The organism is Microbacterium sp. P5_B6, assembly GCF_056400345.1.
In genome coordinates this window covers 16,000-41,266 of record NZ_JBFULL010000013.1, presented here as the reverse complement: position 1 = coordinate 41,266, position 25,267 = coordinate 16,000, and the positions used below count along the sequence as shown (strand labels likewise).

General features: G+C 68.5%; 25 protein-coding genes. 6 read left to right on the top strand and 19 right to left on the bottom strand.

Annotated features, from left to right (window positions below; translation table 11 throughout):
• Window positions 1-14 precede the first annotated feature (14 nt).
• The 3 genes from AC1DP3_RS15210 to AC1DP3_RS15200 all read right to left on the bottom strand — a co-directional run bounded on the left by AC1DP3_RS15210 (window position 15) and on the right by AC1DP3_RS15200 (window position 3,357).
• Entirely contained in the window at window positions 15-980 is a 966-nt protein-coding gene (locus tag AC1DP3_RS15210; protein WP_477294766.1) for an alpha-ketoacid dehydrogenase subunit beta, read from the bottom strand.
• 95 nt (window positions 981-1,075) lie between these two features.
• The gene (locus tag AC1DP3_RS15205; protein WP_477294705.1) at window positions 1,076-2,239 is read right to left on the bottom strand and encodes a thiamine pyrophosphate-dependent dehydrogenase E1 component subunit alpha; all 1,164 of its coding nucleotides are present in this window, start codon (window positions 2,237-2,239) and stop codon (window positions 1,076-1,078) included.
• Window positions 2,236-3,357 carry a histidinol-phosphate transaminase gene (locus tag AC1DP3_RS15200; RefSeq protein ID WP_477294703.1) on the bottom strand — a complete coding sequence of 374 codons (1,122 nt, stop codon included), beginning with the start codon at window positions 3,355-3,357 and terminating at the stop codon, window positions 2,236-2,238. The genes AC1DP3_RS15205 and AC1DP3_RS15200 overlap by 4 nt, the downstream gene beginning before the upstream one ends.
• A 63-nt stretch (window positions 3,358-3,420) precedes the next feature.
• On the opposite strand from AC1DP3_RS15200, the gene AC1DP3_RS15195 reads away from it, so the two are divergent.
• Window positions 3,421-3,813 (top strand): phage holin family protein, encoded by a 393-nt coding sequence (locus AC1DP3_RS15195; RefSeq protein ID WP_477294701.1) that lies wholly within the window; start codon window positions 3,421-3,423, stop codon window positions 3,811-3,813.
• On the opposite strand, the gene AC1DP3_RS15190 is transcribed toward AC1DP3_RS15195, so the two are convergent.
• From AC1DP3_RS15190 to AC1DP3_RS15180, 3 genes are all read right to left on the bottom strand, one after another.
• Window positions 3,785-5,125 carry an alpha/beta fold hydrolase gene (locus tag AC1DP3_RS15190; RefSeq protein WP_477294699.1) on the bottom strand — a complete coding sequence of 447 codons (1,341 nt, stop codon included), beginning with the start codon at window positions 5,123-5,125 and terminating at the stop codon, window positions 3,785-3,787. The two genes, AC1DP3_RS15195 and AC1DP3_RS15190, sit on opposite strands and share 29 nt — an antisense overlap.
• Entirely contained in the window at window positions 5,125-5,376 is a 252-nt protein-coding gene (locus AC1DP3_RS15185) for a hypothetical protein (RefSeq protein WP_477294697.1), read from the bottom strand. The genes AC1DP3_RS15190 and AC1DP3_RS15185 overlap by 1 nt, the downstream gene beginning before the upstream one ends.
• A gap of 95 nt (window positions 5,377-5,471) precedes the next feature.
• Complete coding sequence (locus AC1DP3_RS15180; RefSeq protein WP_477294695.1) at window positions 5,472-8,207, bottom strand: ExeM/NucH family extracellular endonuclease; 2,736 nt, start codon at window positions 8,205-8,207, stop codon at window positions 5,472-5,474.
• Window positions 8,208-8,358: 151 nt separating this feature from the next.
• On the opposite strand from AC1DP3_RS15180, the gene AC1DP3_RS15175 reads away from it, so the two are divergent.
• Together AC1DP3_RS15175 and purB are read left to right on the top strand one after the other, a co-directional pair.
• Window positions 8,359-8,865 carry a low molecular weight protein-tyrosine-phosphatase gene (locus AC1DP3_RS15175; RefSeq protein WP_477294694.1) on the top strand — a complete coding sequence of 169 codons (507 nt, stop codon included), beginning with the start codon at window positions 8,359-8,361 and terminating at the stop codon, window positions 8,863-8,865.
• 40 nt (window positions 8,866-8,905) lie between these two features.
• Entirely contained in the window at window positions 8,906-10,315 is a 1,410-nt protein-coding gene (purB, locus tag AC1DP3_RS15170) for an adenylosuccinate lyase (protein WP_477294692.1), read from the top strand.
• Here the strand turns inward: purB and AC1DP3_RS15165 are convergent.
• The 7 genes from AC1DP3_RS15165 to AC1DP3_RS15135 form a co-directional block, all read right to left on the bottom strand.
• On the bottom strand, window positions 10,312-10,647 hold the full coding sequence (locus AC1DP3_RS15165) for an amino acid transporter (protein ID WP_477294691.1): 336 nt from the start codon (window positions 10,645-10,647) through the stop codon (window positions 10,312-10,314). The genes purB and AC1DP3_RS15165 overlap by 4 nt on opposite strands.
• Window positions 10,644-11,276, bottom strand: a complete 633-nt coding sequence (locus tag AC1DP3_RS15160) for an acyl-CoA synthetase (RefSeq protein ID WP_477294689.1) — start codon at window positions 11,274-11,276, stop codon at window positions 10,644-10,646. The genes AC1DP3_RS15165 and AC1DP3_RS15160 overlap by 4 nt, the downstream gene beginning before the upstream one ends.
• A gap of 140 nt (window positions 11,277-11,416) precedes the next feature.
• The gene (locus AC1DP3_RS15155; protein WP_477294688.1) at window positions 11,417-12,586 is read right to left on the bottom strand and encodes a cystathionine gamma-synthase; all 1,170 of its coding nucleotides are present in this window, start codon (window positions 12,584-12,586) and stop codon (window positions 11,417-11,419) included.
• On the bottom strand, window positions 12,583-13,596 hold the full coding sequence (locus tag AC1DP3_RS15150; RefSeq protein WP_477294686.1) for a pyridoxal-phosphate dependent enzyme: 1,014 nt from the start codon (window positions 13,594-13,596) through the stop codon (window positions 12,583-12,585). The genes AC1DP3_RS15155 and AC1DP3_RS15150 overlap by 4 nt, the downstream gene beginning before the upstream one ends.
• Before the next feature lie 263 nt (window positions 13,597-13,859).
• The gene (locus AC1DP3_RS15145) at window positions 13,860-14,657 is read right to left on the bottom strand and encodes an alpha/beta fold hydrolase (RefSeq protein WP_477294684.1); all 798 of its coding nucleotides are present in this window, start codon (window positions 14,655-14,657) and stop codon (window positions 13,860-13,862) included.
• A gap of 117 nt (window positions 14,658-14,774) precedes the next feature.
• Window positions 14,775-15,641 carry a hypothetical protein gene (locus tag AC1DP3_RS15140; protein WP_477294683.1) on the bottom strand — a complete coding sequence of 289 codons (867 nt, stop codon included), beginning with the start codon at window positions 15,639-15,641 and terminating at the stop codon, window positions 14,775-14,777.
• A gap of 69 nt (window positions 15,642-15,710) precedes the next feature.
• Window positions 15,711-15,989, bottom strand: coding sequence for a putative quinol monooxygenase (locus AC1DP3_RS15135; protein ID WP_477294681.1), 279 nt, complete (start codon window positions 15,987-15,989; stop codon window positions 15,711-15,713).
• 177 nt (window positions 15,990-16,166) lie between these two features.
• Between AC1DP3_RS15135 and AC1DP3_RS15130 the strand changes: the two genes are divergently transcribed.
• Window positions 16,167-16,697 (top strand): hypothetical protein, encoded by a 531-nt coding sequence (locus AC1DP3_RS15130; RefSeq protein WP_477294679.1) that lies wholly within the window; start codon window positions 16,167-16,169, stop codon window positions 16,695-16,697.
• A 43-nt stretch (window positions 16,698-16,740) separates the two neighbouring features.
• Here AC1DP3_RS15130 and AC1DP3_RS15125 read toward each other — a convergent pair whose 3' ends face one another.
• From AC1DP3_RS15125 to AC1DP3_RS15115, 3 genes are all read right to left on the bottom strand, one after another.
• On the bottom strand, window positions 16,741-17,283 hold the full coding sequence (locus AC1DP3_RS15125) for a TM2 domain-containing protein (RefSeq protein ID WP_477294677.1): 543 nt from the start codon (window positions 17,281-17,283) through the stop codon (window positions 16,741-16,743).
• A gap of 77 nt (window positions 17,284-17,360) precedes the next feature.
• Window positions 17,361-17,756, bottom strand: a complete 396-nt coding sequence (locus AC1DP3_RS15120) for a DUF2255 family protein (protein WP_477294676.1) — start codon at window positions 17,754-17,756, stop codon at window positions 17,361-17,363.
• Window positions 17,749-18,606, bottom strand: coding sequence for an MBL fold metallo-hydrolase (locus tag AC1DP3_RS15115; RefSeq protein WP_477294674.1), 858 nt, complete (start codon window positions 18,604-18,606; stop codon window positions 17,749-17,751). Before AC1DP3_RS15115 ends, AC1DP3_RS15120 begins: the two co-directional genes overlap by 8 nt.
• Before the next feature lie 234 nt (window positions 18,607-18,840).
• Between AC1DP3_RS15115 and AC1DP3_RS15110 the strand changes: the two genes are divergently transcribed.
• Both AC1DP3_RS15110 and AC1DP3_RS15105 read left to right on the top strand, forming a co-directional pair.
• Window positions 18,841-19,410 (top strand): dihydrofolate reductase family protein, encoded by a 570-nt coding sequence (locus AC1DP3_RS15110; protein ID WP_477294672.1) that lies wholly within the window; start codon window positions 18,841-18,843, stop codon window positions 19,408-19,410.
• Between the two features lie 125 nt (window positions 19,411-19,535).
• Entirely contained in the window at window positions 19,536-20,345 is an 810-nt protein-coding gene (locus tag AC1DP3_RS15105; RefSeq protein WP_477294670.1) for an SRPBCC family protein, read from the top strand.
• Window positions 20,346-20,474: 129 nt separating this feature from the next.
• Here AC1DP3_RS15105 and lacZ read toward each other — a convergent pair whose 3' ends face one another.
• From lacZ to AC1DP3_RS15090, 3 genes are read right to left on the bottom strand one after another with little or no spacing between them, the layout of a single operon-like run.
• On the bottom strand, window positions 20,475-23,498 hold the full coding sequence (gene lacZ, locus AC1DP3_RS15100; RefSeq protein ID WP_477294668.1) for a beta-galactosidase, LacZ type: 3,024 nt from the start codon (window positions 23,496-23,498) through the stop codon (window positions 20,475-20,477).
• Entirely contained in the window at window positions 23,495-24,313 is an 819-nt protein-coding gene (locus AC1DP3_RS15095) for a carbohydrate ABC transporter permease (RefSeq protein ID WP_477294666.1), read from the bottom strand. Before AC1DP3_RS15095 ends, lacZ begins: the two co-directional genes overlap by 4 nt.
• On the bottom strand, window positions 24,297-25,262 hold the full coding sequence (locus AC1DP3_RS15090; protein ID WP_477294664.1) for a carbohydrate ABC transporter permease: 966 nt from the start codon (window positions 25,260-25,262) through the stop codon (window positions 24,297-24,299). Before AC1DP3_RS15090 ends, AC1DP3_RS15095 begins: the two co-directional genes overlap by 17 nt.
• Window positions 25,263-25,267: the final 5 nt, after the last annotated feature.

Below are 25,267 nucleotides of genomic sequence, written 5' to 3'. Positions count from 1 at the left end.
CGGTTGCTCCTGGGTCAGTACGCGAGGGCGCGGTCCACGGCCTCGAGGATGCGGTCGGCGTCGGGGAGGTACTTTCCCTCGAGCTTGGCCGGAGGGAACGGGGTGTCGAAGCCCGACACGCGAATCACGGGGGCTTCGAGGGCGTAGAACGCCCGCTCCATGACGGTGGCCGCCACTTCGGAGCCGACGCTCACGAACCCGGGGGCCTCCTGCGCGTAGACCATGCGGCCGGTTCGGCGCACCGAGTCGAGGATGGGGCCGTAATCGACGGGCGACAGCGACCGCAGATCGACGACCTCGCAGCTCGTGCCCTCGGACTCGGCGAGCGCCGCGGCCTGCAGGAGCGTCGTGACCATGGCGCCGTGGCCCACCAGCGTCACGTCGGTGCCGCGGCGCACGATCCGCGACGCGTGGAGCGGGAGGGCGCGAGCCGACGTGTCGACCTCGCCCTTCATCCAGTACTTCGCCTTCGGCTCGAGGAAGATCACCGGGTCGTTCGAGGCGATCGCATCCTGGATCATCCAGTACGCGTCGTTGGGCGTCGAGGGGCTCACGACCCGCAGACCAGGCGTGTGCGCGAAGTACGCCTCGGGGCTCTCCTGGTGATGCTCGACGGCGCCGATGTGCCCGCCGTAGGGGATCCGGATGACGATGGGCATCGACAGAGCGCCCTCGTGGCGGTTGGTGATCTTCGCCAGCTGCGACGTGATCTGGTCGAATGCCGGGAAGACGAAGCCGTCGAACTGGATCTCGATGACCGAGCGGAAGCCGACCATTGCCAGCCCGATCGCGGTGCCGACGATGCCCGACTCGGCGAGCGGAGTGTCGAGCACCCGACGATCGCCGAACTCCGCCTGCAGGCCCTCGGTGACCCGGAACACCCCGCCCAGGCGTCCGATGTCCTCGCCCATCAGCAGAACGCGGTCGTTCTCCGCGAGCGCACGGCGGAGTCCCGCATTGAGGGCCCGGCTGAAGGGCATGGTCTGGGTGGCCGGTTCGGCGGTCGCGGTCGCGCCGGCGGCGCGCGAGGGCCCGGTGACGTTCACCGCTGTCAGGGATGCCGTCTGTGCATCGGTCACGATGCGCCCTCCTCGAAGGATGCCTCGTACTCGGCGAGCCACGCGCGCTGCTCGTCGATGAGGGGATGCGGCTCGGAGTACACGTGCTGGAACATCGACTCGTTGGTGAGCGTGCCGAGTTGAGTCGTCCGCACCCGGGTGTCTTCGGCGACGTCCTGCGCCTCGGCCTCGACATCGGCGAAGAACGAGTCCGACGCGCCGCGCGACCGCAGGTACGCGCGCATGCGCTCGAGCGGGTCCCGGCGGATCCAGGACTGCTCTTCGTCCGACGTGCGGTACTTCGTCGGGTCGTCGCTCGTGGTGTGAGCGCCCAGGCGATAGGTCAGCGCCTCGATCGCACGCGGGCCGGCACCGCTCCGCGCGTCTTCGAGGGCGCGGCGCGTGACGGCGTAGCTCGCGAGCACGTCGTTGCCGTCGACCGGAATGCTCGGCATCCCATAGCCCTCACCGCGCTTGTACAGCGGTGTGCGCGACTGCGTGGCGACCGGCACCGAGATGGCCCACTGGTTGTTCTGCAGGAAGAAGACCTGCGGGGTGCGATAGCTCGCGGCGAACACCATCGCCTCGTGGACGTCGCCCTGGCTGGACGCGCCGTCGCCGTAGTAGACGATCACGGCTTCGTCGCGCTCGGGGTCGCCGGTGCCGCAGCGGCCGTCGAACACGAGTCCCATGCCGACGCCCGTCGCGTGCAGGGTCTGCGATCCGAGCACGAGGGTGTACGGATGGGTGTTGCCGTTGCTCGGGTCGGTGGGGTCCCAGCCGCCGTGCGTCAGGCCCCGCATGACGCGGATGATGTCGAGCGGATCGACGCCGCGGATTCGCGCGACGACGTGCTCGCGATAGGACGGGAAGATGTGGTCCTGTGGGCGGGCTGCGCGCGCCGACCCGACCTGCGCCGCTTCCTGGCCGAGGCTCGGAGGCCACAGGGCCAGCTGGCCCTGGCGCTGCAGGTTCGTCGCCTGCTGGTCGAAGGCGCGGATGACGAACATGTCGCGGTAGAAGCCTTCGAGCTCCGCTTCGCTCAGCGCGTCGATGATGTCGAGGTACGGCTCGGCGGCCGCAGTCGGTGCGAGCGTCCCGTCCGCCGCGAGGACTCGCACCAAGGCTGATTCAGCCGTGGTGGAGACGCGGGGAGGAACCGAAGCTTCGGTCGGGGTCACTTTTCTACGCTATCCACTCGTCCGGGATGCCCTTCGGGGAGGGCCGATACAACGGATGCCGCGATCCCTAGGACTTTATCCACAGACTCATGCTCGCCGACGGATATACGGATGCCGTCACCCGCGAACGGTCGCACCACGAGTCCCGCCTCGACGAAGCGCTCCGCGACCTCGAGCGTCTCGTCGCCGACCGGCAGCCACACGAAGTTGCCCTGCGCGTCGGGAATCCTCCAGCCGCTCGCGCGCAGCCCCGCCACGAGCGCGTCGCGGCGCTCGGCGATGACCCGCACCCGTTCGATCAGCTCGGGCTCGGCATCCAGGCTGGCGAGTGCGGCGACCTCCGCCTGAGCGGTCACGGAGAGCGGGATCGCCGTCGATCGTGCGGCGTCGAGCACGCGGGGATGGCCGACGGCGTACCCGACGCGGAGCCCTGCCAGGCCGAAGGCCTTCGAGAAGGTGCGCAGGACCACGACGTTCGGTCGCGGGTGTCCGCCCGGAGCGCGCAGTCCGTTGACGGCGGCGGGGTCGGTCACGAACTCCGCGTAGGCCTCGTCGAGGATGACCAGCACATCCGACGGCACCTTCTCCACGAAGGCGTCGAACTCGGTCTGAGTCACTATCGGACCGGTCGGGTTGTTCGGCGTGCACACGATGACCGCGCGCGTGCGGTCGGTGATGGCCGCGGCCATCGCGTCGAGGTCGTGCCGAGCCCCCGCGGCGAGGGGCACCTGCACAGCGGTCGCCCCTGCGACCACGGCGAGCCAGGGGTACGCCTCGAAGGACCGCCAGGCGTAGATGACCTGGTCGCCGGGGCCCGATGTGGCCTGCACCAGCTGGGCGAGGATCGACACGCTGCCCGCGCCGATGTGGACGGAGTCGTCCGAGACCCCGAAGCGCTCGGCGAGACGCGCGCGGAGCAGGGCGGCGGAGGCATCGGGATACCGATTGAGCGCCGTCGCCGCATTGACCTTCGCGAGCACGCCGGGCAGAGGATCGAACGGGTTCTCGTTGCTCGACAGCTTGTACGCGTCGGCGCCGGCCTGGCGCCCCTGCCGGTACGGCGGCAGGGACGCGACCTCGGGGCGCACGCGGACGGGGATATCGGTGGCGTCGGTCACTCACCGAGTCTACGAGCGCGGCTTCTGCGGGGCCCCCTCGGCCCGTGCGAGACTGTCCGCACTATGGGCTTCCTCATTCGCGTCGTCATCAACGCCTTCGCCATCTGGGTCGTGACCCTGGTTCCCGCGCTGCAGGTCAGCGTCATCGCCTTCCCCCCTGGCGACACGCTGCAGTACGTGCTGACGCTCCTCATCGTCGCCGCGATCTTCGCCCTCGTGAACACGTTCATCGGCACGGTCATCAAGATCCTCGCGTTCCCGCTCTACATCCTCACGCTCGGCCTCATCGGCCTGATCATCAACGCGTTCCTGCTGTGGCTGACGGCCTGGTTCACCAGCTTCTGGAGCTGGGGCCTGCGCGTGGAGGACTTCTGGTGGGGCGTGGTGGCGGCCATCATCATCTCGATCATCAACTGGGCCGCCGGCATCATCCTCCGCCCGAAGCGGACGGACTGACGCGGGTCGCTCCGTACTCGGTCACCTCGACAGCCACTGCAGCGTCGAGTTCGGCGAACCGCTCGCGCACCTGATCCATGCGCGGGTCGGCCGACGCGTCGAGCATGGCCGCCGTCTCCTCGTATGTCTCGATGTGGTGGGCGCCGAGGGTGAGATCGCCCCCGCTCGGCAGCGGATCGGCCAGTCGCTCGGCGACGAAGCTCCCCGGAGCACCCACCGCGGTGTCGTAGCCCCCGCCCTGGAGCGCGGCGACCGGGTCATCCGTGTGGCGGACCGCCACGCTCAGCGTCTCGTCGCCGACGTCGGCCTCGACGGGCGAGCCGAGGGTCACGAGGGTCTTCACGTCGTAGCCGCTCTCGACGGCGAGCCGAGACGCGATCATGCCCCCCTGCGAGTGCCCGATCGCGTGGACGACGTCCCCGGGCTTCGCGCCGGCCTGACTCAGAGCAGCGAGCGTCGCCGCGTACGAGGCCGACCGCTGTCCCCGGTACAGCTCGAGGTTCGACTTGGTGTCGAAGGCGTCGCGCTCGCCGTAGCCGCTCGACGTCGTGCCGCGGATGTAGACCGCGAACTGCCGCGAGCCGTCGGGCATCGTGTAGCGCTCGACGCGTATGCGGCCTGCCTCCGTCGAAGGGATGCGGGCCGCAGCCACGGCCAGCGACGGCGGAGCCGTGGTCGGCGCCGCGGGCACGGGGAGCTCGCGGAGGTGCACAGCATCCGCAATCCCGCTGAGGCGCGCCTCCCTGGGGACGAGTCCGAGTTCCCGCTCGCGGATCGTGCCCGCCAGGCCCGCCGTCGCGGACGGCAGGGCAGTCGTTCCGCCCAGGGTGAGGGCACCCAGGCCCACCCCGAGCATGCCCGCCTGAAGAACGAGATCTCCCGCCCACCAGGCACCCCGGGACCACTCGCCCCATGCTGCTCCCGACCCGACCCCAGGATGCGCGCGCTCCATCCGGACGAGCTGCCGGTCGAGGCGCTGGACCGCTTCGAGATCACCGGCCGCTTGCGCCGCCTCGCGCTGAGCGCGCACCTCTACCGCCTCGTAGACCGCGGCGAGGCCGCGAAGCCGGGCGCCCAGCGAGCGAGCGGCGTCGGCGAGCGCTGAGCACCGGGAGGCGAGGAAGAGCGCGCGCGACTCCGCGTAGACGGTGTCGGAACCCGGCATCGCGGCGACCTGGTGCGATGCCCGGCCGAAGAGCGCGGCGACGCCGTCGAGGTCATTCCCGAGGCTGTGGAGCCGATCGGATGCCGCGCCCAGTGACGCGGTGTCGACGGCCACGACTCCGCCGCTGCGGATCTCGAGGTCGCCCATCAGCCGGACCCCACCACGAGCTGCTGCCACAGGCCGCGCAGCTCGTCCTCGAGGGCACGGGCCGTCCGCGCCACGCTGTCGAGCTGCGCGCGCAGGGCGGCAAGTTCCGAGCGGAACTCTCGCGCGGCGCGGCACTCCCAGGCTGTCTCCTCGGCCAGTCGATCGACCTCCCCGCCCACCCCGCCGAGCGCATGCCGGGCCTCGGGGAGAAGCCCGCCGGCCATCTCCTGCCCTGTCCATCGCATGTCCATCCGTCGAGAATGGCGGGCACCAACCGCGAAGCGGCGCGTCCGCCCGAGACCTCGGGAGAACGCGCCGCTCGCAGTGGATGGGGAGGAGCGAAGGGTCAGCCGCCGGCCCCGGCACCCACGACGACCCGGACCGTCTCGGTCGTGCTGTTGCCCGCGGCATCCGTCGCCCGGTAGGTGAACTCGTAGACCGACTTGCTGGCCGCGACCACCCGGAAGGTCGTGTCGTCGACCGTGGTCACCGCTGCCTTCTTCGATCCGGATGCCTGGGCGGAGACGAGTTCGACGGCGACCTCGCCACTGTCATCCGCGGCGACCACCGTGACCGTCACGGTGCGCTCCTTGCCGTTGGGCGGGAACACGACCTCCGGAGACGCGGTCACCGAGAGCGTCGGCGGCGTGGTGTCGAGGTCGATCCCGACGAGGACGGGGTCGTGATCGCTCGAGCGGAACGGGTCGGGCGCGTAGAGGCCGGTCACCTGTGATGCCGGCTTGAACTCGACGTTGTAGTCGAGCACCTGCGCCTCGTCGGCGTTGATCGCCCACGTCGATGCGCCCGTCACGTCGGCGACGAGGCCGGGCCCGGCGAGTGCGTGATCGAGGTAGCCGAGCTGGCCGTCGAAGACGTACGAGTAGGCGTACTCGCCCTGATACGCCAGGAGCATGTCGGTGTAGCCGGCTGCGGTGAAGACGTCGATCGAGTCCTCCTTGTCGTACGAGTTGAGGTCGCCGATGACGAGGGTGCGGTCGCCCGTGCCCTGACCGGTGGGATCCTTCGCCAGCCAGTCGACCAGCGCGGCCGCGGCGTTCTCCCGCGTGAGGCTGCACTCGCCCTGCCCGTCGCCGAGGTCGGGGTCCGCTGTGCCACATCCGGATCCCTTCGACTTGAGGTGATTGACGCTGATCGTCACCGGCTCCCCGCCCGCGGCCGCCTGGAACGTCTGGGTCAGCGGGGGCCGGTTGCGATTCGCCGCCCACCTCGGGTCGTCGATCTTCCATGCCGGGTCGCCGAGCGGCGAGACCGTCGCCGTCTTGTACAGGAAGGCGGTGGCGATGACGTCGGTGCCGATCGCCTCACCCGTGTCGACGTACGAGTAGACGTCTGCTCCGAGGTGCGCGTTCAGCGCCGCGGCGAGCGTCGCCACCGCCGGCACCTCGGCGCCCCCGTTGTTCTCGATCTCCATCAGCCCGAACACGTCCGCGTCGATCGCTGCGAGCGCCGCGACGATCTTCGCCTGCTGACGCTCGAGCTCGTACGCGGAGTTCGCGCCGCGGGAGTCCAGTGTCGTGAAGTAGTTCAGGACGTTGAAGCTCGACACCTTCAGGTCGCCGCCCACCTCGGGCACCGCGGGTCGCGGGTTCACGACCTGGTAGCCGGGAGCGACGGTGGGCTGGATGCCGTACGAGGAGACCTGTGGGCTGTCACCTGTCCGCACCCGCTGATCGAGCACTCCCGTGACGCCGGTGAGGACGTCGCCGCCGCGGAAGAGGTTGTCCAGCGAGTACGGCTGTCCGTTCGGGTGGATGAGCGGATCGGGGTTCTGGCGCCCGCGCGCGTCGTCGATGATGAGCTGCGCGGCGACATTGGATGCCGCGAGTGCTTGCTGCTCCGGCGAGCCCGGCTCGACGACCGCGGTCGGCTGGAAGAGCCGCTCGGGCGCGACGGTGATCGTGTTGAAGCGGCCGAACTCGAAGTACTCGGCGATCTTCAGCGGCTGCGCGAAGGTGACGAGCATCCCCTCGACCGCTTCACGGGCCGGGTCCTCGAGCGGAAGCGTCAGAGGCATAGGCGACGGGCCGGCGGTGCCCGTGTCGCAGACCTCGGTGTCGGCGGCCGTGACCTCGGTGAGGCCCTGGAACTCGCTCACTGCGCCCGCGACGTTGACGACGTCGCCCACCGAGACGTCGATGATGCCGTCTCCGTTGCCCGGGGCGTTGTCGCCGTCCTGCTGGAAGACGAAGATGCCGTCCGATGTGGCGGCGCTGCCGTCCCCGGCGTCCTGCAGGTAGAAGCCGTCGAGGTCTGTGGTCTGGAAGTCGGCGACGACGGTGCCTTCGATGCGGACGACCGACCCGGCCAGCGGTGAAGCGGCGCCCGCTCCTTGCACCGAGCCGATGGATACGACCGACGAGGTGCAGTCCGCATCGCCGACGGGCGCGTCCGGCTTCGGCACCGCGCTGTTGGTCGCGCCGGGCGTGTTGAAGGCCTCTTTGAAGGCGGGCGAGCCGGCGCTGCCCGGGATGCCGGCGAGGTCGAAGTCGTTGCGGACCCAGTCCGCGGTGGTGTCGGTATCGGTGCCGTCCGGGATGCGGGACGCACCACCCGGTGCGAACGCCAGTCCGTCAAAGGCGACGCCGAGGGTCACACCGCCGTAGGTCAGGTCGCCTGCCCCTCCGTCGTTGATCGCGACGGCATCGAGAACCGTGAGGCCGGCGGCGTCGATGACACCGTCGTTGTTCGCGTCGATGTCTGCTCCGAGGGCGGGAATCGTCCCCGTCACGAGAAGGAGGCTGATGGTGCCGTTCTCCAGCGCGTTCGCCGGCAGCGAGAGAAGCGCGCGCCCCGAATCGTCCGTCGCTCCTGGTGTCAGGACGCTGTCGACGACACCGAGCGTCGGCGCGTCGCCCTCGATCTGCAGCACGCGATACCCGGACAGAACGGCGCCCGGGGCCGCCAGCAGCTCGATGTACTCGACGTCGGTGCCCGCCGTGCTGGCGGAGAACTCGTTGATGACGGGTGCGGCCGCTGCCGCAGCCGGGGATGCCGCCGCGAGCGACGCGATGACCACGGCTCCCACGCTGGCGAAGACGGGCAGACGGACAGAACGGCGCACGGTACCTCCCGGTTGGCCCGCGGGGCGGGCACGTCGGGCCAGGCTATGCGGAGTCTGTGAGCCGCAACAGACCTTGTCGTGGCCGGGGTGTGAACGATATAGACGCCCCCGGCGCTTCGCTTGCGGCATCCCACGGGCAAGAATGGTCCTCATGACTGCCAGCGCCGTGGAGCCCTTCCGCGTCGTCTTCGTCTGCACCGGCAACATCTGCCGTTCACCCATGGCCGAGATCGTGTTCCGCGAGTTCGCGGCGACCTCGGGCCTGCGCGACCGGGTCGGCTCGACGAGCGCGGGCACGGGGGATTGGCATGTCGGCGAGAAGGCGGATCTCCGCACGATCGAGGCGCTCACCCGTCGCGGCTACGACGGAGACCTGCACCGCGCCCGGCAGTTCACGCACGGTGATTTCGCCCACAACGACCTCGTCGTGGCTCTCGACCGCAGCCACGAGCGGATCCTCCGGGGCTGGGCGCGCACCGAGGCGGACGCCGACAAGATCGCCCTCCTCATGTCGTTCGACCCGAACGCCCACACCCTCGACGTGCCCGACCCGTACTACGCGGGCCCGGGAATGTTCGACGAGGTGCTCGGTATGATCGAGAGCGCGAGCCGGGCGCTCTTCCGGCAGCTAGAACCCGCGATCCGCCCCGCCGGCTGACGGCGCAGGGCGGCACGCGACGTGTTGCGACGGGAGTCCCGTGACCACCTCTTCGGCCCTCGGCATCCAGCCACTCAGCCCCCTCGACGGCCGGTATCGCCCCGCCGTCGAGGCCCTCGGCGACTACCTCTCGGAGGCGGGCCTCAACCGCGCCCGCGTGGAGGTCGAGGTGGAGTGGCTCATCGCCCTGACCGATCGATCGCTGTTCGGCACGCAGCCCCTCAGCGAGACCGACAAGGATCGCCTGCGGGTGCTCTTCCTCGACTTCGGACCGGACGAGATCGCCTGGCTCGCCGAGCGCGAGGCGATCACCCGGCACGACGTCAAAGCCATCGAGTACCTGGTGCGCGACCGGCTCTCGCAGCTCGGGCTCGACGGCATCGCCGAGCTCACCCACTTCGCCTGCACGAGCGAGGACATCAACTCGGCGGCCTACRCACTCACGGTGAAGCGCTCGGTCGAGGAGGTCTGGCTTCCGAAGCTCCGCGCGGTCATCGCGGCGCTGAGCGCCCAGTCGGTGGCGCATCGGGATGCCGCGATGCTGTCGCGGACGCACGGGCAGCCGGCGACCCCCACGACGATGGGGAAGGAGCTCGCCGTCTTCGCGTGGCGCCTCGAGCGCATCGCGGCGCAGGTCGAGGCATCCGATTTCCTTGCGAAGTTCTCCGGTGCCACCGGCACGTGGTCGGCCCATCTCGCCGCCGAGCCCGATGCGGACTGGCCCGCGGTGTCGCGCGAATTCATCGAGTCGCTCGACCTCGGCTTCAACCCGCTGACCACACAGATCGAGTCGCACGACTGGCAGGTCGAGCTGTACGACCGGATCCGGCACGCGAACGGCATCCTGCACAACCTGGCGACGGATGCCTGGACCTACATCTCGCTCGGCTACTTCTCGCAGATCCCGGTGGAGGGCGCGACGGGGTCCTCGACGATGCCGCACAAGATCAATCCCATCCGCTTCGAGAACGCCGAGGCGAACCTCGAGATCTCGAGCGGGCTGCTCGGGACGCTCTCGCAGACGCTCGTCACCTCACGCCTGCAGCGCGACCTCACCGACTCCACGACGCAGCGCAACATCGGCGTCGCCCTCGGTCACTCGCTGCTCGCGCTCGACAACCTGCAGCGCGGTCTTCGCGAGATCTCCCTCGCCGAGAATGTGCTGCTGGCCGACCTGGACGGCAATTGGGAGGTGCTCGGCGAGGCGATCCAGACGGTCGTGCGCGCCGAGATCGTCGAGGGCCGCTCGCAGATCACCGACCCGTACGCGCTCCTGAAGGAGCTCACTCGGGGCCGCCGGGTCGGCGCGTCGGAGCTCGCGGAGTTCGTCCGGGGTCTCGACATCGGCGACGCCGCGAAGGACCGCCTGCTCGCGTTCACGCCGGCCACCTACACCGGCCTCGCCGCGGAGCTCGTCGACCTGCTCTCGGCGGAGCAGCCGAGCGACTAGGGGCGGATGCCGTCACCGGGTGCCGCGGCATCCGGTGTCTCGTCGTCGGGCTCGGAGTCCAGGAGCACCGGACTGTCGACGCGCTTCTGCACCTGGGCAGGGTCGACCGCGAGCAGCAGCAGCGAAACGATCAGCAGGACCGCGATGAAGGCGACGCCGGCCGCGATCGCCGCGATGACGCCGACGTGCTGCAGCTCCTCACCGGTGCGCTCCTGGAAGAAGCCCATGCTCACGAGCGTCACGATTCCCGTGAATGCGGCCGCTCCGAAAGCGAGGCCGAGCAGCTGCACGGGCTTCATGAGGTCGCGTCGGGTGGGCTTGTCGTCGGTCATGACGCTTTCTCCTGATCGGATGCCGCAGCCGGCGACGTGTTCGTGAGGTCGGCGGGCGCCCGGCGCGGCGAGAGGCCGGCGATGCCGAGGTAGACGGCGACGATGGCCGCGTAGCCGCCGAAGATCCCCACCCCGATGGTGATGCCCGTGAGGACGAAGGATTGGCCGGCGTCCTGGATGTAGTACTCGAGGGCGTACTGGGTCGGCACGACGAGCAGGCTCAGAGCCAGGACGAGGGTCAGGATGCCGGTGGTCAGCGCATCGCGCGCTTCGCCCCGACGCTGGGGGTCGTCCGCCTCGATCGCGGAGCGTCGCCCACGGATGCCGGCGGCCGTCTCGATGACCCCGGCGAGGACGGCCCACACGATCACGACTGAGAAGAACAGCGCGGTCGTGCGCCACGAGGGGATGCCGCCCAGCATGCCGGCGATCGCCGTGACGATGCCGAGCAGCACCGACGGCCAGCGTGCACCCGCCGGATACACGAGCCACACCGCGACGAAGAAGATGATGGCGTTCGCGATCGCCCAGCCGCTGAAGACCGCCATCCCGACGGCGGCGGAGTGGTCGGGCGAGAACGTGATCATGATCGCCGCGAGCGCGGCGAAGACGGCGCGCGCGAGTTGCACGTGACGCACTTCGAAAGTGCGCGGAGCAGGCGTTGACGACACGGTTGTCCTCGGCGGGACGGAGCGGAAGGGGATGCCTCCAGTCTAGGTCGTGCCCGCGAGGGGCCTGCCGGGGCCCCTTCCGAGCCCCTCCGCCTGGGTCAGAGTTCCCCGAGAGCCGAATCGAGGTCCTGCAGGAGGTCGTCCGCCGACTCGATGCCCACCGACAGGCGAACCACCTCCTCGGGAACCGCCAGCTCGGTGCCTCGCACCGACGCGTGCGTCATCGCGTCCGGGTAGTTGACGAGCGATTCGACGCCGCCGAGCGACTCGGCGAGCTGGAACAGGTGCGTCGACTCGACGAAGCGGCGCGCAGCTGGACCATCGGCGAGCGCGAGCGAGACGATCCCGCCGAACGCCGACATCTGCCGGGCGGCGATCTCGTGCCCCGGGTGATCCGGAAGCCCGGGGTAGAACACCCGCGCCACTCGTTCATGCCGCGAGAGGAATTCAGCCACCGCACCCGCGTTCCGGCTGTGCTGCTGCATCCGGATCCCCAGCGTCTTGATGCCTCGCGTGGTGAGCCACGCGTCGAGCGGGCCCGAGACCGCGCCGACGGCGAACTGCAGGAATTTGACCTTCTCGGCGAGCTCGTCGTCGCTCAGCACCAGGGCTCCGCCGACCACGTCGGAATGACCCCCGAGGTACTTGGTCGCGGAGTGCACGACGACATCGGCTCCGAGCGCGAGGGGCTGCTGCAGGGCGGGCGAGGCGAAGGTGTTGTCGACGACGACGAGGGCCCCGTTCTCGTGGCCGAGCCGCGCGAGCCCCGCGATGTCGGTGATCTTGAGGAGCGGATTGCTCGGCGTCTCGACCCAGACGATCCGGGCAGGGCGGTCCGCGAGACTGGCGGCGACAGCATCCAGATCGCTCATGTCGACGACGCGGACGCCCACGCCCCACGGCCCGAGCACCCGGGTGAGCAGGCGGTAGGTGCCGCCGTAGACGTCGCTGCCGAGGAGCACCTCGTCGCCGGGGACGAGCGCTGCGCGGAGGAGGGCGTCTTCGGCGGCGAGGCCCGACGAGAACGAGAAGGCGTGACGGCCGCCCTCGATCGCGGCGAGCTGGCGCTCGAGGGCCGTGCGCGTGGGATTGCCGCTGCGTCCGTACTCGTAGCCGCCGCGGAGCCCGCCTATGCCGTCCTGCGCATACGTCGTGGAGAAGTGCACAGGAGGAATGACGGCACCCGTCGTGGGATCGAAGGCCTGGCCGGCGTGCACGGCGAGGCTGTCGAATCCGCGGGCGGGGTGGGCGGTCGTCTCTTCGGTCACGCAGTGCTCCTTGCAGTCTTGTCGGCCATGGTCGCATCTTCCGGAGCGGCTGCAGCGGGCGAGTACCCGTGCTCCGACATCCACTCGTCGTCGAACAGCTTGCTGAGGTAGCCCCGGCCGTGGTCGGGGAGGAGGACCACCACGACGGCATCGGCGGGGAGGTCACGCGCGGCGCGCAGCGCCCCGACGACCGCCATGCCGCTCGAGCCCCCGACGAGCAGGCCCTCTTCCCGGGCGAGACGCCTCGTCATGGCGAACGACTCGGCGTCGCTGACACGGTGGATGTCGTCGACGACTGAGGGGTCGTAGGCCTCGGGCCAGAAGTCCTCGCCGACGCCTTCGACGTCGTACGTGTGCACGGGTCCGCCCGAATAGATAGAGCCGACCGGGTCGACGGCCACGATCCGCACTTCTCCGGCCGACGCTTCTTTGAGGAAGCGGCCTGTTCCGGTGATCGTGCCGCCGGTGCCGACCCCCGCCACGAAATGCGTCACGCGGCCCTCGGTGTCGCGCCAGATCTCGGGGCCTGTCGTCTCGTAGTGACTGCGCGGGCCGTTCTGGTTCGCGTACTGGTTGGGCTTGAAGGCGCCCGGGATCTCGCGTACGAGCCTGTCTGACACGCTGTAGTACGAGCGCGGGTCGTCGGGCTCGACCGAGGTCGGGGTGACGACGACGTCGGCCCCGTACGCCCGCATGACCCGCTGCTTGTCGACAGCGACCTTGTCGGGCACGACGAAGATGCAGCGGTATCCGCGCTGCTGGGCGACGAGCGCGAGCCCGACGCCGGTGTTGCCGCTCGTCGGCTCGACGATGGTCCCGCCCGGTTTCAGAAGCCCCTCGCGCTCGGCCGCATCCAGGATGTTGGCGGCGATGCGGTCTTTCGAGGAGCCGCCGGGATTGAAGTACTCGACCTTCGCCAGCACTGTCGCGTCGATGCCGGCGGCGACGCGGTTCAGGCGGACGAGAGGGGTGTTGCCGACGAGATCGGCGACGCTCTGCGCGTATCGCACGGTGTGTCCTTGAGGTGAGGCCGCGCATCGAACGCGCGGACGCTGTCGTTGGTCGTCGGAGTGAATGCCGGGGGCATTCAGCGACAGCAACAGCGACAGGTCATCACGATCGCCAGCCTACGGGCGGCCGCGCGGTGCGGTCCTTGTATTACGTGAATTCACGCTACGCCGCCGCGTTGCCCGAGTCGATGGGGTGCCCGGATACGGGAGCCCGGCCGGGGCTCTGACGCCGGCTGCGGGGCCTCGGCGGGAGGGGCCGGCGCTCACGACTCGGCGAGGAACGCGAGCGCCTCCTGCCGGAGCACTCGAGAACCGGGCGTGTTGAAGTGGTGCCGGTCGGGAATCTCGACGAAGCGCCCGCCCGGCGTCGCCTCCGCCAGCATCCGGGACCGCTCGAGAATCGCATCCTCGCTGCCCGTCGCGAACAGGACCGGCTGCTGCGGGGGCCGTGCCGGATCGGGGTCGGCGTCGCCCAGACGCATCCCCTCGGCGAGCGCCACGAGCACGCCGAGGTCGTTGCCCGGCACGCGTTCGGCGAGGGTGACGTAGTTCTGGGTGACCTTGTCCTGCACCGGGATGCCGCGCTCCACGTACGCGCGAGCCTGGTCGATGTCGACCCGTGCGAGCGGACGACCGTCCGGGATGCCGCCGAGGACAGCCCTCGTGACACGGTTCGGCACGTCGACGAGCAGCTGCCATCCGACGCGGCCCCCGAGCGAGTATCCGGCGTACATCACCTCGTCGAGCAGGTAGGTGTCGAGCACGGCGACGAGGTCGCCCACGAGCGCAGGCATCGTATAGTCGCGCGGATCGTGCGGCTTGTCGCTCGCACCGTGCCCGCGCTGATCGACCGCGAGCACCCGGAAGCCCGCGCGCGTGAGGTCGCGGACCCACCCCGTGTTGACCCAGTTGTCACGGGTGCTGGATGCGAAGCCGTGAACGCACAGGACCGTGTCGGCGTTGACGTCTCCCCAGGTGTAGGTCGCGATCCGGTGCCCTTCGGCCGACATGACGTACTGCGGGGACGGCATCTCGGTCAGGGGAAGCGCACTCGAGCTCATAGGGCCATTCTGCCGGGGTCGTCCGTTGGGGAGGGGATACGGGTGCGCGGTTGACAGGCGCGCGGGGGACCGGCGCATCCCCCGAGCACCGGCATCCCGGGTCGTCCGCCTTCGCGGTCACGGACCGTGGGCGAAGACGACCACCTCGCCGTCACGAAGCTGGAACTGCAGTGAACTGCCGACCGGGAACTCCTCGAGGAGGGACTTCGGCATCTGCTCGGTCACCGTGATCGCCGTCACCGGTTCGAAGTCGCCGGCGCCGCACCCTGCTCCTCCGATGAGCCCCTTGGTCGGGTCGGTCAGGATGAACAGGCACGGTGACGGAGCGCCGCCGTTCCAGTCCTGAGGGACCAGCACGACCGTCAGCCCGTGGAACTTCTCGAAGATCGCCGAACCGGCTCCGCGGGGCGAGAATTCGTCGGGCCAGGCGGCATCCGGGTCGGCCTGGAGCACGCCGACGCTGCCCGGCGTGAGGCCCACCGCCACATACGAGAGGATCGCTCCGACGAGGAGAGCCGCCGTGAGGGCGCCCGCCCAGATGAGAGCGCCGCGACGCCGCGGGCGGGGCTGGGGCATCGACATCGGTTCATCCTGCTCGGGCTCGGCTGGCGCGGCGTCCGGATTGTCGGAGCCGCCGGGTTCGGCGGTATCTCCCGCGTCATCGGGACGGCTCGCGACGTGCCCACCCTGCTCGTTCCGCTGCTCAGGCAGGAAAGTGCTCAGGCTGCGCTCGTCGATGTCGCGTCCGTCGTGGGCCGACATCGCATCCGAGCCTGAGTACGTTGCCGCGAACCGCTGGTCAGGCGGTGCCGAGCCGGCGGCCGCAGTCAGACCCGGTGCCGCCGCGACGGAAGGGCGCGCCGCAGCTTGCGCCTCGAGCTCACGCAGTCGCTCCAGTGCGATCGGATCTTCTTGGATGTCGCCATTCGGCCCGTACGCCCGTTGTCGGAGCGACCGCAGCTCATCCCCCAACTGCTCGTCCATCACGCCAATCGTCTCACTCCCGGAGTGGCGTGGATCGGCTCAGATCGGTCTCGGGTGCATCCCGCCGCGTCAGAGACCTCGGATGTCGTAGCGACGCTCGATTCCCGCCGTAGCGCGGCCCCACTCGCTCTCGGCGACCCGGGCCTGATGCGCATGGAACGAGGCGGCATCCCGGAACCGCTCGCTCACCACCCAGACGCGTGGCTGGGCGCTCGGGGTCACTTCGAAGGACTCGCATCCTTGCTCCCGGCGCGTGAGCGACAGGTGGAGCGGAAGATGCCGGGCGACGGCAGCCGCCTCGTCATCGGTGGCGCAGACGAGCTCACCGGTCAGGACAACAGCGGTCACCCCTCCATCCTCGCCGATGACGGAGACCCGCCGGTCAGAGGAGGTGGTTCACGACCCGTCCGCCGGCCGCGTGCGGCGTCCCGGCCGTGGAATCATGAGCCGGTGAAGCTATATTCCGACTTCGGGCCGCGCAGGGCCTGGCAGGTCTTCTTCGACCTCACCTGTGTTCTTTTCATCGTGGCGTGGGTGTGGTTCGGTGCGACGATCTATCGCCTGGTTGACGATCTGGCCGCTTTCGGCGAGCACATGGAAGTCGCGGGGGCGGATTTCAGCGAACGCATGACCGAGATCGGTGAAGCGCTGGGCAATGTCTTCGCGATCGGTGCGGCCATCCGCGTCCCCTTCGATGGAGCCGGTGAAGCCGGACACGCCCTCGAGGAGGCGGGCCAGAGTCAGCAGGACGCCATTCACCAGCTTGCACTGACGCTCGGCATCGGCATCGCGGTCCTCCCGATCTTCATGATCGTCGTCGTGTGGCTGCTGACTCGTTTTCGCTTCGCACGTCGCGCCGGCCGCGCGAAGGCGCTTCTCCGCGCCGGTGCCGGGCTGGATCTCCTCGCCCTTCGAGCCCTCACCAATCAGAGGATCACCACCATCGCAAAGGTGGACCCCGACGCCATGGGCGCCTGGCGTCGAGGTGACGAGGTGGTGATGCGCAAACTGGCCGCGATCGAGCTGGAGAACGCGGGCATCCGACTTCCCGCTTGATCAGAGCACGCGGGTACGAGGGATGCCGGTGGCCTGCGGCGCGCTACACCTGGGCGAGGCGCCGAGCGTTCGTCTCACGCACCATGGACGGCAGGATGAACAGGTCGACCAGCAGCCAGATGCCGCCGGCGATGATGAGCGGGATGCCGATGACGGCGAACGCGAGCAGCCACCCTGTCCACCAGATCAGCAGCAGTGCGATCGCCGAGCCTGGGCGGCCCAGGTAGAACCGATGCGCTCCGAAGCCGCCGAGCAGCAGGAGGAACACGTAGGCGATGCCGACTTCCTTCGCAGGACGTGCGTGCTGTGGGGCGTAGGGACCCCAGCCACGCCCGTCCCACCACTGCACCATTCCAGACGGGCCCGGATACCACCCGGCAGGGTGGGTCGGCGCCGAGTAGGCGACGGGTTGCGGCGATGGCACCGGCACGATGGCAGCGGGCGCGGGGAGCGTGGGGGAGAGGCCGGCGAACTCCGCCTGCGGGCTGGGGGCGCCGAGGATGTCGGACGTCCATTCCCTGCCGTTCCAGAATCGCTTCCCTCCGCCGGGGACGGGATACCAGCCGGCAGGCACGGAGTTGGGCATGCTTCCCTCTCTCGAACGGGTTGCGGCTCAACCTAGCGCCTTGCGTCCCCTCCGCGTGAGGGAGGTGCGTCAGGGTGTCAGCGTGCGTCGATGCGAAGGGTGGCCTGGTACGACGCCGGTCCGACGACGGGGCTCACGTACTGGGCCGGATAGCGGTCGTACTTCGCGTGGTATGCCGCATCCAGTGCTTCGTGAACGGCGGACTCCGCCGGGTCGATGCGGGTGAAGGCGACGGCACGGTTGACGCCTCCGGCGCGGACGCGCCCGGTCCCGGCACGCAGGGCGCGTCGGAACCACGGGTTGCCCGGGCCGTGGGCGGAGCGGATGTACAGCTCGTCGCCGAACCGGACCGCCCAGATGGTGACGAACGGGCGCTCCGTGCCATCCGGCCGACGGGAAGAGATCTCGAGTTCGTCGGCGCGGCCGATTCGCTCGAGCTCGTCGGGGGTCCAGCCGCTCTGCGTTTCAGACATCAGGTGTGCCTCCTCCATTCGTGCCGGGTCGCGCCTGGTCAGCTCTGCGGCGAAGTTTCTGGACTTGCCCTTCGTGGATGTCCGTCACCCATTCCCACCCAGGGGCCGCCGACGCACCGATCCGAGGGTCGTCCGGCTCCCGCCCGTCCCGCAGCGCCTCGATGTACCTGCGATCCCGTTCGATCCGATCACGCACCTGGCCGGCTCTCCCGACAGAACCGTGGCCCGGGATGACGACATCGACGTCCCCCGCCTCCTCCAGCATCCGCAGTCCCACGAGGTATTCCCCAATCGGGTCGTTGGCGCCGTCGAAGTCGTCGAGCATCGGGATGAAGACGTCAGAGAGCATGTCGCCGGCGACGAGGACACCGCATCCTTCAATCAGAAGCGCCGCATGACCGGGCGAATGGGCCGGCTGCTCGATGATCTTGACCCGCGGCCCGTCCCAAGGGATCTCCGCCGTTCCGGCCGGCAGACCGGTGATGAGGCCGAAGCCTTCCAGCGGTACGTCGTCGGCAATTTCCGGTGGAAGCCCCTCCACGACCCGGGCCCTCCACCTCCCGTCCGAGCGCAGTTCGCGCATCCCCGCCGCGCAGCGCGCTGTGCCGTAGCGGGGTAGGTCGCCGAGCGAGGCGTGCCACAGCACGTGGTCCCAATGCGGATGTGTCGAGAATCCCGCCACCACCGGCTGACCGGATTCGCGAAGGTCATTCGCGAGGCAGGTCATCTCCGAGCCTGTGAGTCCGGCGTCGATGAGAAGCACACCGGACTCGCCCTGCACGACGACCGTGTTGTTCTGGAGCAGCTCACTCTGATGAACCTGCACGCCCTCCGCCACCTGCGTCAGCATCGGATTCCTCTCCTCGACCGGCTACCAGCCAATCGTGGATGGCCCGAAGATGCCAGGTCCTTCACCACGGGACATCGAGGCGGGTCATGGAGCCTCCGTTCCWGTTCCGACGAGAGGTATCGCGGGATCGAGTTTCAGCATCCTCACCCGAATCCATTGAGAGGAGAATCGCGGACGACCGTCATCACGGACGTACGCATGGACGCATCGCGCGCATCAAGGGAGAGCACAGAGATGAGACCGGTTCGCTATTCGATCAACGTGACGCTGGACGGATGCTGTCATCACGAGGCAGGACTCCCGCCGGACGAGGAGTCGATGCGCTACTGGACCGACCAGATCGCACGGGCCGATGCTCTGCTGTACGGCCGGGTGACCTACGAGATGATGGAGTCGGCGTGGCGGAAGCCGACCACGGGCGCCTGGCCCGACTGGATGCGGGAGTGGGAGATCCCCTTCGCCGAGACCATCGACCGGGCGAAGAAGCTCGTCGTGTCGAGCACGCTGAGTCAGGCGGATTGGAACGCCGAGCTGGTGCGCGGCGACCTGGAGCAGTCCATCCGGCTGCTCAAACAGGAGCCTGGCGAGGGCCTGTGGCTGGGCGGAGTGACGCTCCCCCTGGCGCTGGCAGATCTGGGACTGATCGACGAGTACGAGTTCGTGGTGCAGCCGGTCTTGGCCGGGCACGGGCCGACGCTGCTCGCCGGACTGCGGGAGCGCATCCAGCTCGAGCTCGTGGATCGTCGCGAGTTCCGCTCTGGTGCGGTTGCCATGCGGTACCGCCCCACCCGGCCTGCGGGGTAGGTCGGCGGCGGCGGAACCTTCCTGCATATCCCCGACGATTGCAAGGGGGTACGCCATTCCAGACGCGCTTCTTAGTGTTCCAAGGTTCGCACATGCAGGCGACACATGGAGCAGAAGGAGACACCATGACCACGAAGGTTGAGAAGAGCATCCTCGTCAACGTCCCGCTGAGCGTTGCATACAACCAGTGGACGCAATTCGAAGAGTTCCCCCACTTCATGAAGGGGGTCAAGTCCGTCACTCAATTGGATGACAGGAACCTCAACTGGGTCGTTGAGATCGCGGGTGTCCGCCGCCAGTGGAACGCCACGATCGTGGAGCAGGTGCCCGACAAGAAGGTGTCGTGGGCAGCGACCGAAGGTGCCACGAACGCCGGGTCGGTGACCTTCGAGGATGTCGGAGGTGGGCAGACCCAGGTTCACCTTTCTCTCGAGTACGAGCCTGAAGGCCTCGTCGAGAAGGTGGGTGACAAGCTGCACGTGGTCGAGAACCGCGCGGAGGGTGACTTGGACCGGTTCAAGGAGTTCATCGAGTCCGAGGGCTATGCAACTGGAGCGTGGCGGGGGTCGGTCGGCGACGGGACCGCGGTCGGGGAACCCGGGATCGAGGATGCCGCGGCTTCGAGGGGCGACAGCGGCAAGGCGGGGGTGTCGGCGAAAGTCATCGCGGGCGCGGGCCTCGCTGCTGCAGCGGCCACGGCGGCCGGAGTCGCGGCCGGCAAGCGCCGCGAGGATGATGTCGACTTCGATGACGCGGACGTGACGCTCACCCCGGTCGATGACACGACAGGGGATGACATCGTCGTGACATCGAGCGCGGCAGACCCACTGGTCGCGGCGGAGGAGAACGACCCGGACCTTTACACCGGACGACCCGGCCAGACGCGGACTGCATCCGGCGATGATCTGCTGATGGACGACGACGGGCGCATCTGAGACCCGGGGCCAGCCGGCGGATGACACGAGAGCCCGGGCCGTCCGGCCCGGGCCTCGCGTGCCCGGTTGGCGAGCCCGAGCCGCTGGTCCAAAACGGCTTTGGACCGTTCGACCCAGTCAGGCCTGCTTCTACCCGGTAGCGCCCGCGACCCCCTTCAGCCCGAAACGAAACACCAGCGGCTTATCGCGCGGGATCTGGTGCTCGGGATGGACCCGCGCCCCCCACGCGTCGTCCCCGGCCACGCCGCGTCGCATCAGCGCGGGGCGGAGCACCGTCCGGTGGATCGGCGGCAGTTCGTGGGGATGTGCGGCGTTCTCGATCTCATACGGCGTCCACGGCAAGGCTGAGAACTCCATCCCGTCAGCACTGTCCACCTGTATGCCCCATCCGCGGTCGTCGGTCACCCTCGCCCACCGGACACCGGTACGACTGCCCGCCTCCTGAGGGCGCAGGTACGGGGTGAGCTCTCGCCTCACGTCACTGTCGTACACGTCGAGTCGTGCACCCCGTCGGCGATCGATGTAGCACTCCTCCGGTCCCTCGCCGTACCAGCGGAGGCGATGCAGATCGGCATCCGTGGTCAGCTGCATGCCGAACTCCGGCATGTCGGGGAGCTCCGCCGGCACGTCCATCGAGAGGGTGACCTCGATGCGGCCGTCACCGGTGACCCGGTAGTCGACATCGCAGAAGGATGCCGGCACCGTCGGCAGCTCGTAGGTGAAGCCCACTGTCACCGCGTCGTCGTCGACCTCAACGCGCGCGGTGCGCAGCTTCTCCCCCGCAGCTCGGGCATAGCGGCTCGCCAACAGCCACTGCCCGTCTTCGAAGGGCGCTTCCCACCCGCGCTCGTTCGAGGTGGGCGCGTGCCAGAAGCTCGGCTTCGGCATCGTTGTCAGCAGTTCGCGTCCGCCGTCAACGGTCGTCCCGTACCGGTACGACGCAAGCCCGCCGTACAGGCGGGAGAAGTGAACGCTGAAGTGCCGTCCGCGCACCCCGACGTTGTGCACGCCCTCGATGAGCTCAGGTCGCGGCGGTCTCGTCGCCGGGGCACTCTCGTCGGCAACCGTGAAGACGCCTTGCCCGCGCGCCACGATATGGCCGGCATCCGCCCAGCGAGTTGCCGCGCGCAGCCGAAGGGCGACGTCCACCGTGTACTCGCCCGGCACGTCGGGCACCGAAACCGGAAGCGTAAGACGGGCGGTCGCACCCGGCGGAACGTCCGTCGGCAGATCCGCCGTGCGGAGGGTCCGGCCTTCCCGACGCAGGGTCACCGTGGCGTCATACTGCGAGGAGGACGTGAAGAGCAGCCGGCTCTCGATCTCGACCTCGCCCGCGTGCACGGCGATCCGGAAGGGCTGGTAGAGATAGGCCACCTCCTGCATCTTCGGCGTGGGGCTGTGATCTGCGAACAGGATGCCGTTCGCGCAGAAGTCGTCGTCGTGCGGCGCCTCTCCGCCGTCACCGCCGTAGCCGAAGTAGCGGTTCCCGTAGCGGTCGACGAGCTGGATGGCCTGGTCGGCGAAGTCCCAGATGAACCCGCCCTGGAAGAGCGGATCGCGATAAGCGAGGTCGATGTAGCGGTCTACTGCCCCGAACGAGTTGCCCATCGCGTGGGCGTACTCGCAGAGGATGAACGGCTTGTCCCGGTGCTCGTGCAGGTACTCCTCGACCTCTGTGGCCGGGGTGTACATCTGGCTCACGACGTCAGTGGTCTCGGGGTAGCGCGAGTCCCAGTGGATGCCCTCGTAGTGCACGGGCCGATCATCGACTCGACGGAAGTAGTCGGCAACGTCGCGGATGACGGTGCCGCCGTACGACTCGTTGCCGACCGACCACATCACGACACTGGCGTGGTTCTTGTCACGCTCGTACAGACTGGCTGCCCGGTCGAGCAGCGGGTCGCGCCAGACCGGATCGTCACCGGGAACAGCCTCGGCCTCGGGGGCGTCGAGATGCCGGATGCGGTCCCAGACCCCGTGGGTCTCGAGGTTCATCTCGTCGATCACCAGGAAGCCGTACTCATCGGCCAGCTCATAGAAGAAGGTGTTGTTCGGATAGTGGCTCGTGCGAATCGCGTTGACGCCCGCGGACTTCAGAATCGCCAGGTCAGCCTCGGTCTGCTCGCGGGTCATCACGCGACCCTGCAGGCCGAACTCGTGCCGGTTCACTCCGAAGAAGACGATGCGCCGGCCGTTGAGGGACAGCACTCCGTCCTCGATGGCAAACCGCCGCACGCCGACCTCCTGGCCGATGACCTCGGCGAGCGAGCCGTCCGCGTGATGCGCCCGGATCGTGAGTCGGTACAGGTAGGGATCCTCCGGGCTCCACAGCCGCGGATCTGTCAGGCGGATGCGATGGATGCCGTCCTCGCCGGCCTCCAGCATCCCCATGCCGTCGAGTTCCACGTCGACATGCCCGGCGCCGTCGACCTTGAGCGCCACGGCGATGCTCGCTCCCCCGTCGTCCACTGTCGTGGTGACGTTCAGATCCTCGACGTGCACGGCCGGGCGGCGAGTGAGGACGACATCCCGGAAGATACCKGAGAAGCGGTAGAAGTCCTGGTCTTCCAGCCATGAGCCACTCGACCACTTGAACACCTGAGCGGCGAGGACGTTGTCTCCCGGCAGAAGGGCATCGGTGAGGTCGAACTCCGACGGCGTGAAGCTGTCGGTCGCGAACCCGATGTAGGTGCCGTTCAGCCACAGCGCGATCGAGCTCTCGGCGCCCTTGACATCGACGCAGATCCGCTCACCGGGCTCCGCGGGGCGGTCGAGCCTGAAGCGCGTGACGTAGGAGGCGACCGGGTTGAAGCGCTGCGGTATCTCGCCCGGCGCGAGCTGCTCGTGCCCGTCCCAGGGATACTGCACGTTGACGTACTGCGGTCGGTCGTACCCGTGCAGCTGGATGTGCGCCGGCACCGGGATGTCGTCCCACGTGTCGGTGTCGAAATCGGGCTGCTCGAATCCCTCGACGACACCGGCGATGTTGCGGGCGTAGTGGAACTTCCACAGCCCGTTCAGGGACTGCTCATAGCGGCTCACTCCGATGGCCAGCTCATCATCGCTGGCGAACCAGCGATGGTCGGAGTGGGCGGGTCGTCGGTTCTCGGCGTAATAGCTGGGGTCGGAAAGTCGGGTGGGGTCGAATGTCACTTGATGGCTCCGGTGATGCCCTCGGCGAAAGAGCGCTGAAGGATCAGAAAGATGATCATGGTCGGCAGGGACGCCAGCAGCACCGCGAGCATCAGCACGCCGTAGTCGGTGACGTAGCCGGCACTCAGGTTGGAGATGAGCATGGGCATGGTCTGCACCTCGTTGTTGACGAGGATCACGCGCGGCCATAGAAAGTTGTTCCAGGCCATCATGAACGTGATCACCGCCGCCGCCGCGAAGGTGGAACGCATCGTGGGGACGTAGATGCGGGCGAAGATGCTGAACTCGCTCACGCCGTCGATGCGGGCARCCTCGATGATCTCGTGCGGGAACGACCGCGACGCCTGACGGAAGAGCAGGATCAGGAACGGCGTCGAAATCGACGGGATGATGACCGCGACGATGGAGTTCACCATGCCCGCCTCGGCGAACAGTCGGAAAAGGGGGATCATCGTCGCCGCGAACGGAATCATCAGGGCCAGCAGCAGGATGGCCATGACGGCATCCTTGCCCCGCGAATGGAAGACCTCGAACCCGTAGCCGGCGATCGAGCAGACCGCGAGGGCGAGCACCGTGGTGCCGATCGCGATCAGGAACGAGTTCGACATGGCCGAGACGATGTCCTGCGCCTCGAACAGCTTGGCGATGTTGGAGAAGAGCTCACCGCCGGGCAGAAGCGTGGAATCGAGGACTGCCGCACTGGTGTTGGTCGCGGAGACCACCATGAAGTACAGCGGGAACAGGGAGAACAGAGCGAAAAGAGAAAGGAACAGATAGCCGGGCAGCCCCCGGAGTCGCTTAATCACGCTTGTCACCGACCTTCATCTGAACGAACGCGAGAATGGCCACGAGGATGAGGATCACGAACGAGATCGCTGCGGCATAGCCGAAGTTGGGGTTCTTCAGGAATGACACCTCGTAGAGATAGTGCGAGACCGACATGCTCGTGTACGCAGGGCCGCCGCGGGTGAGCGCCCAGGATTCGTCGAACATCTGCAGGGTGCCGTTGGTCGAAAGGATCGCCGTCAGCACGATGATCGGGCGAAGCTGAGGAATCGTGATGTGCCAGAACGACTGGTACGCGTTCGCGCCGTCCATCTTGGCCGCTTCCAGCGTGGAGTAGTCCACGTTCTGCAGGGCGGCGAGGTAGAAGACCATGTTGTAGCCGGTCCAGCGCCACAGCAGTCCGAGGATGATCACGAAGCGAGCCGTCTCGGCCTGACCGAGCCAGTTGATCGGCGAGCCGATGAGCCCGGTGCCGAGGAGCAGGTCGTTGACGAAGCCGTCGGTCGCGAACATCGTGCGGAAGACGAGCGAGTACGAGACGAGCGATACCGCGCAGGGCAGGAAGATCGCGGTGCGCCAGAAGCCCTTGAACCTCAGATTCTTGTTGTTGAGCAGGTTCGCGAGCACCAGTGCCATCACGAGCATGATGGGCACCTGGATGAGCAGGTAGAGGAACGTGGTCTTGAGCGTCAGCCAGAAGATCTCGTCCTGCAGGAGGCGCTCGTAGTTGTACCAGAGGGGGTCGGCGAAATCGAGGTTCGCGCCTCGCCCCGTCTGCAGCGACAGGGTGAACGCCTGGAACATCGGAATGAAGCTCACCACCAGGATGAGCAGGGATGCCGGAAGCAGGAACGCCCATCCGGTCAGGCTGCGGCGCCGGGCCTGCGACAGCCACGGCCTCTTCCGGCCGGTGTAGTCGTACAGCGGCGGGGGTTGCTTCAGCGCGCGCTTCTCGGCGCGCGTGGCGGTGGTCGACATGGGGG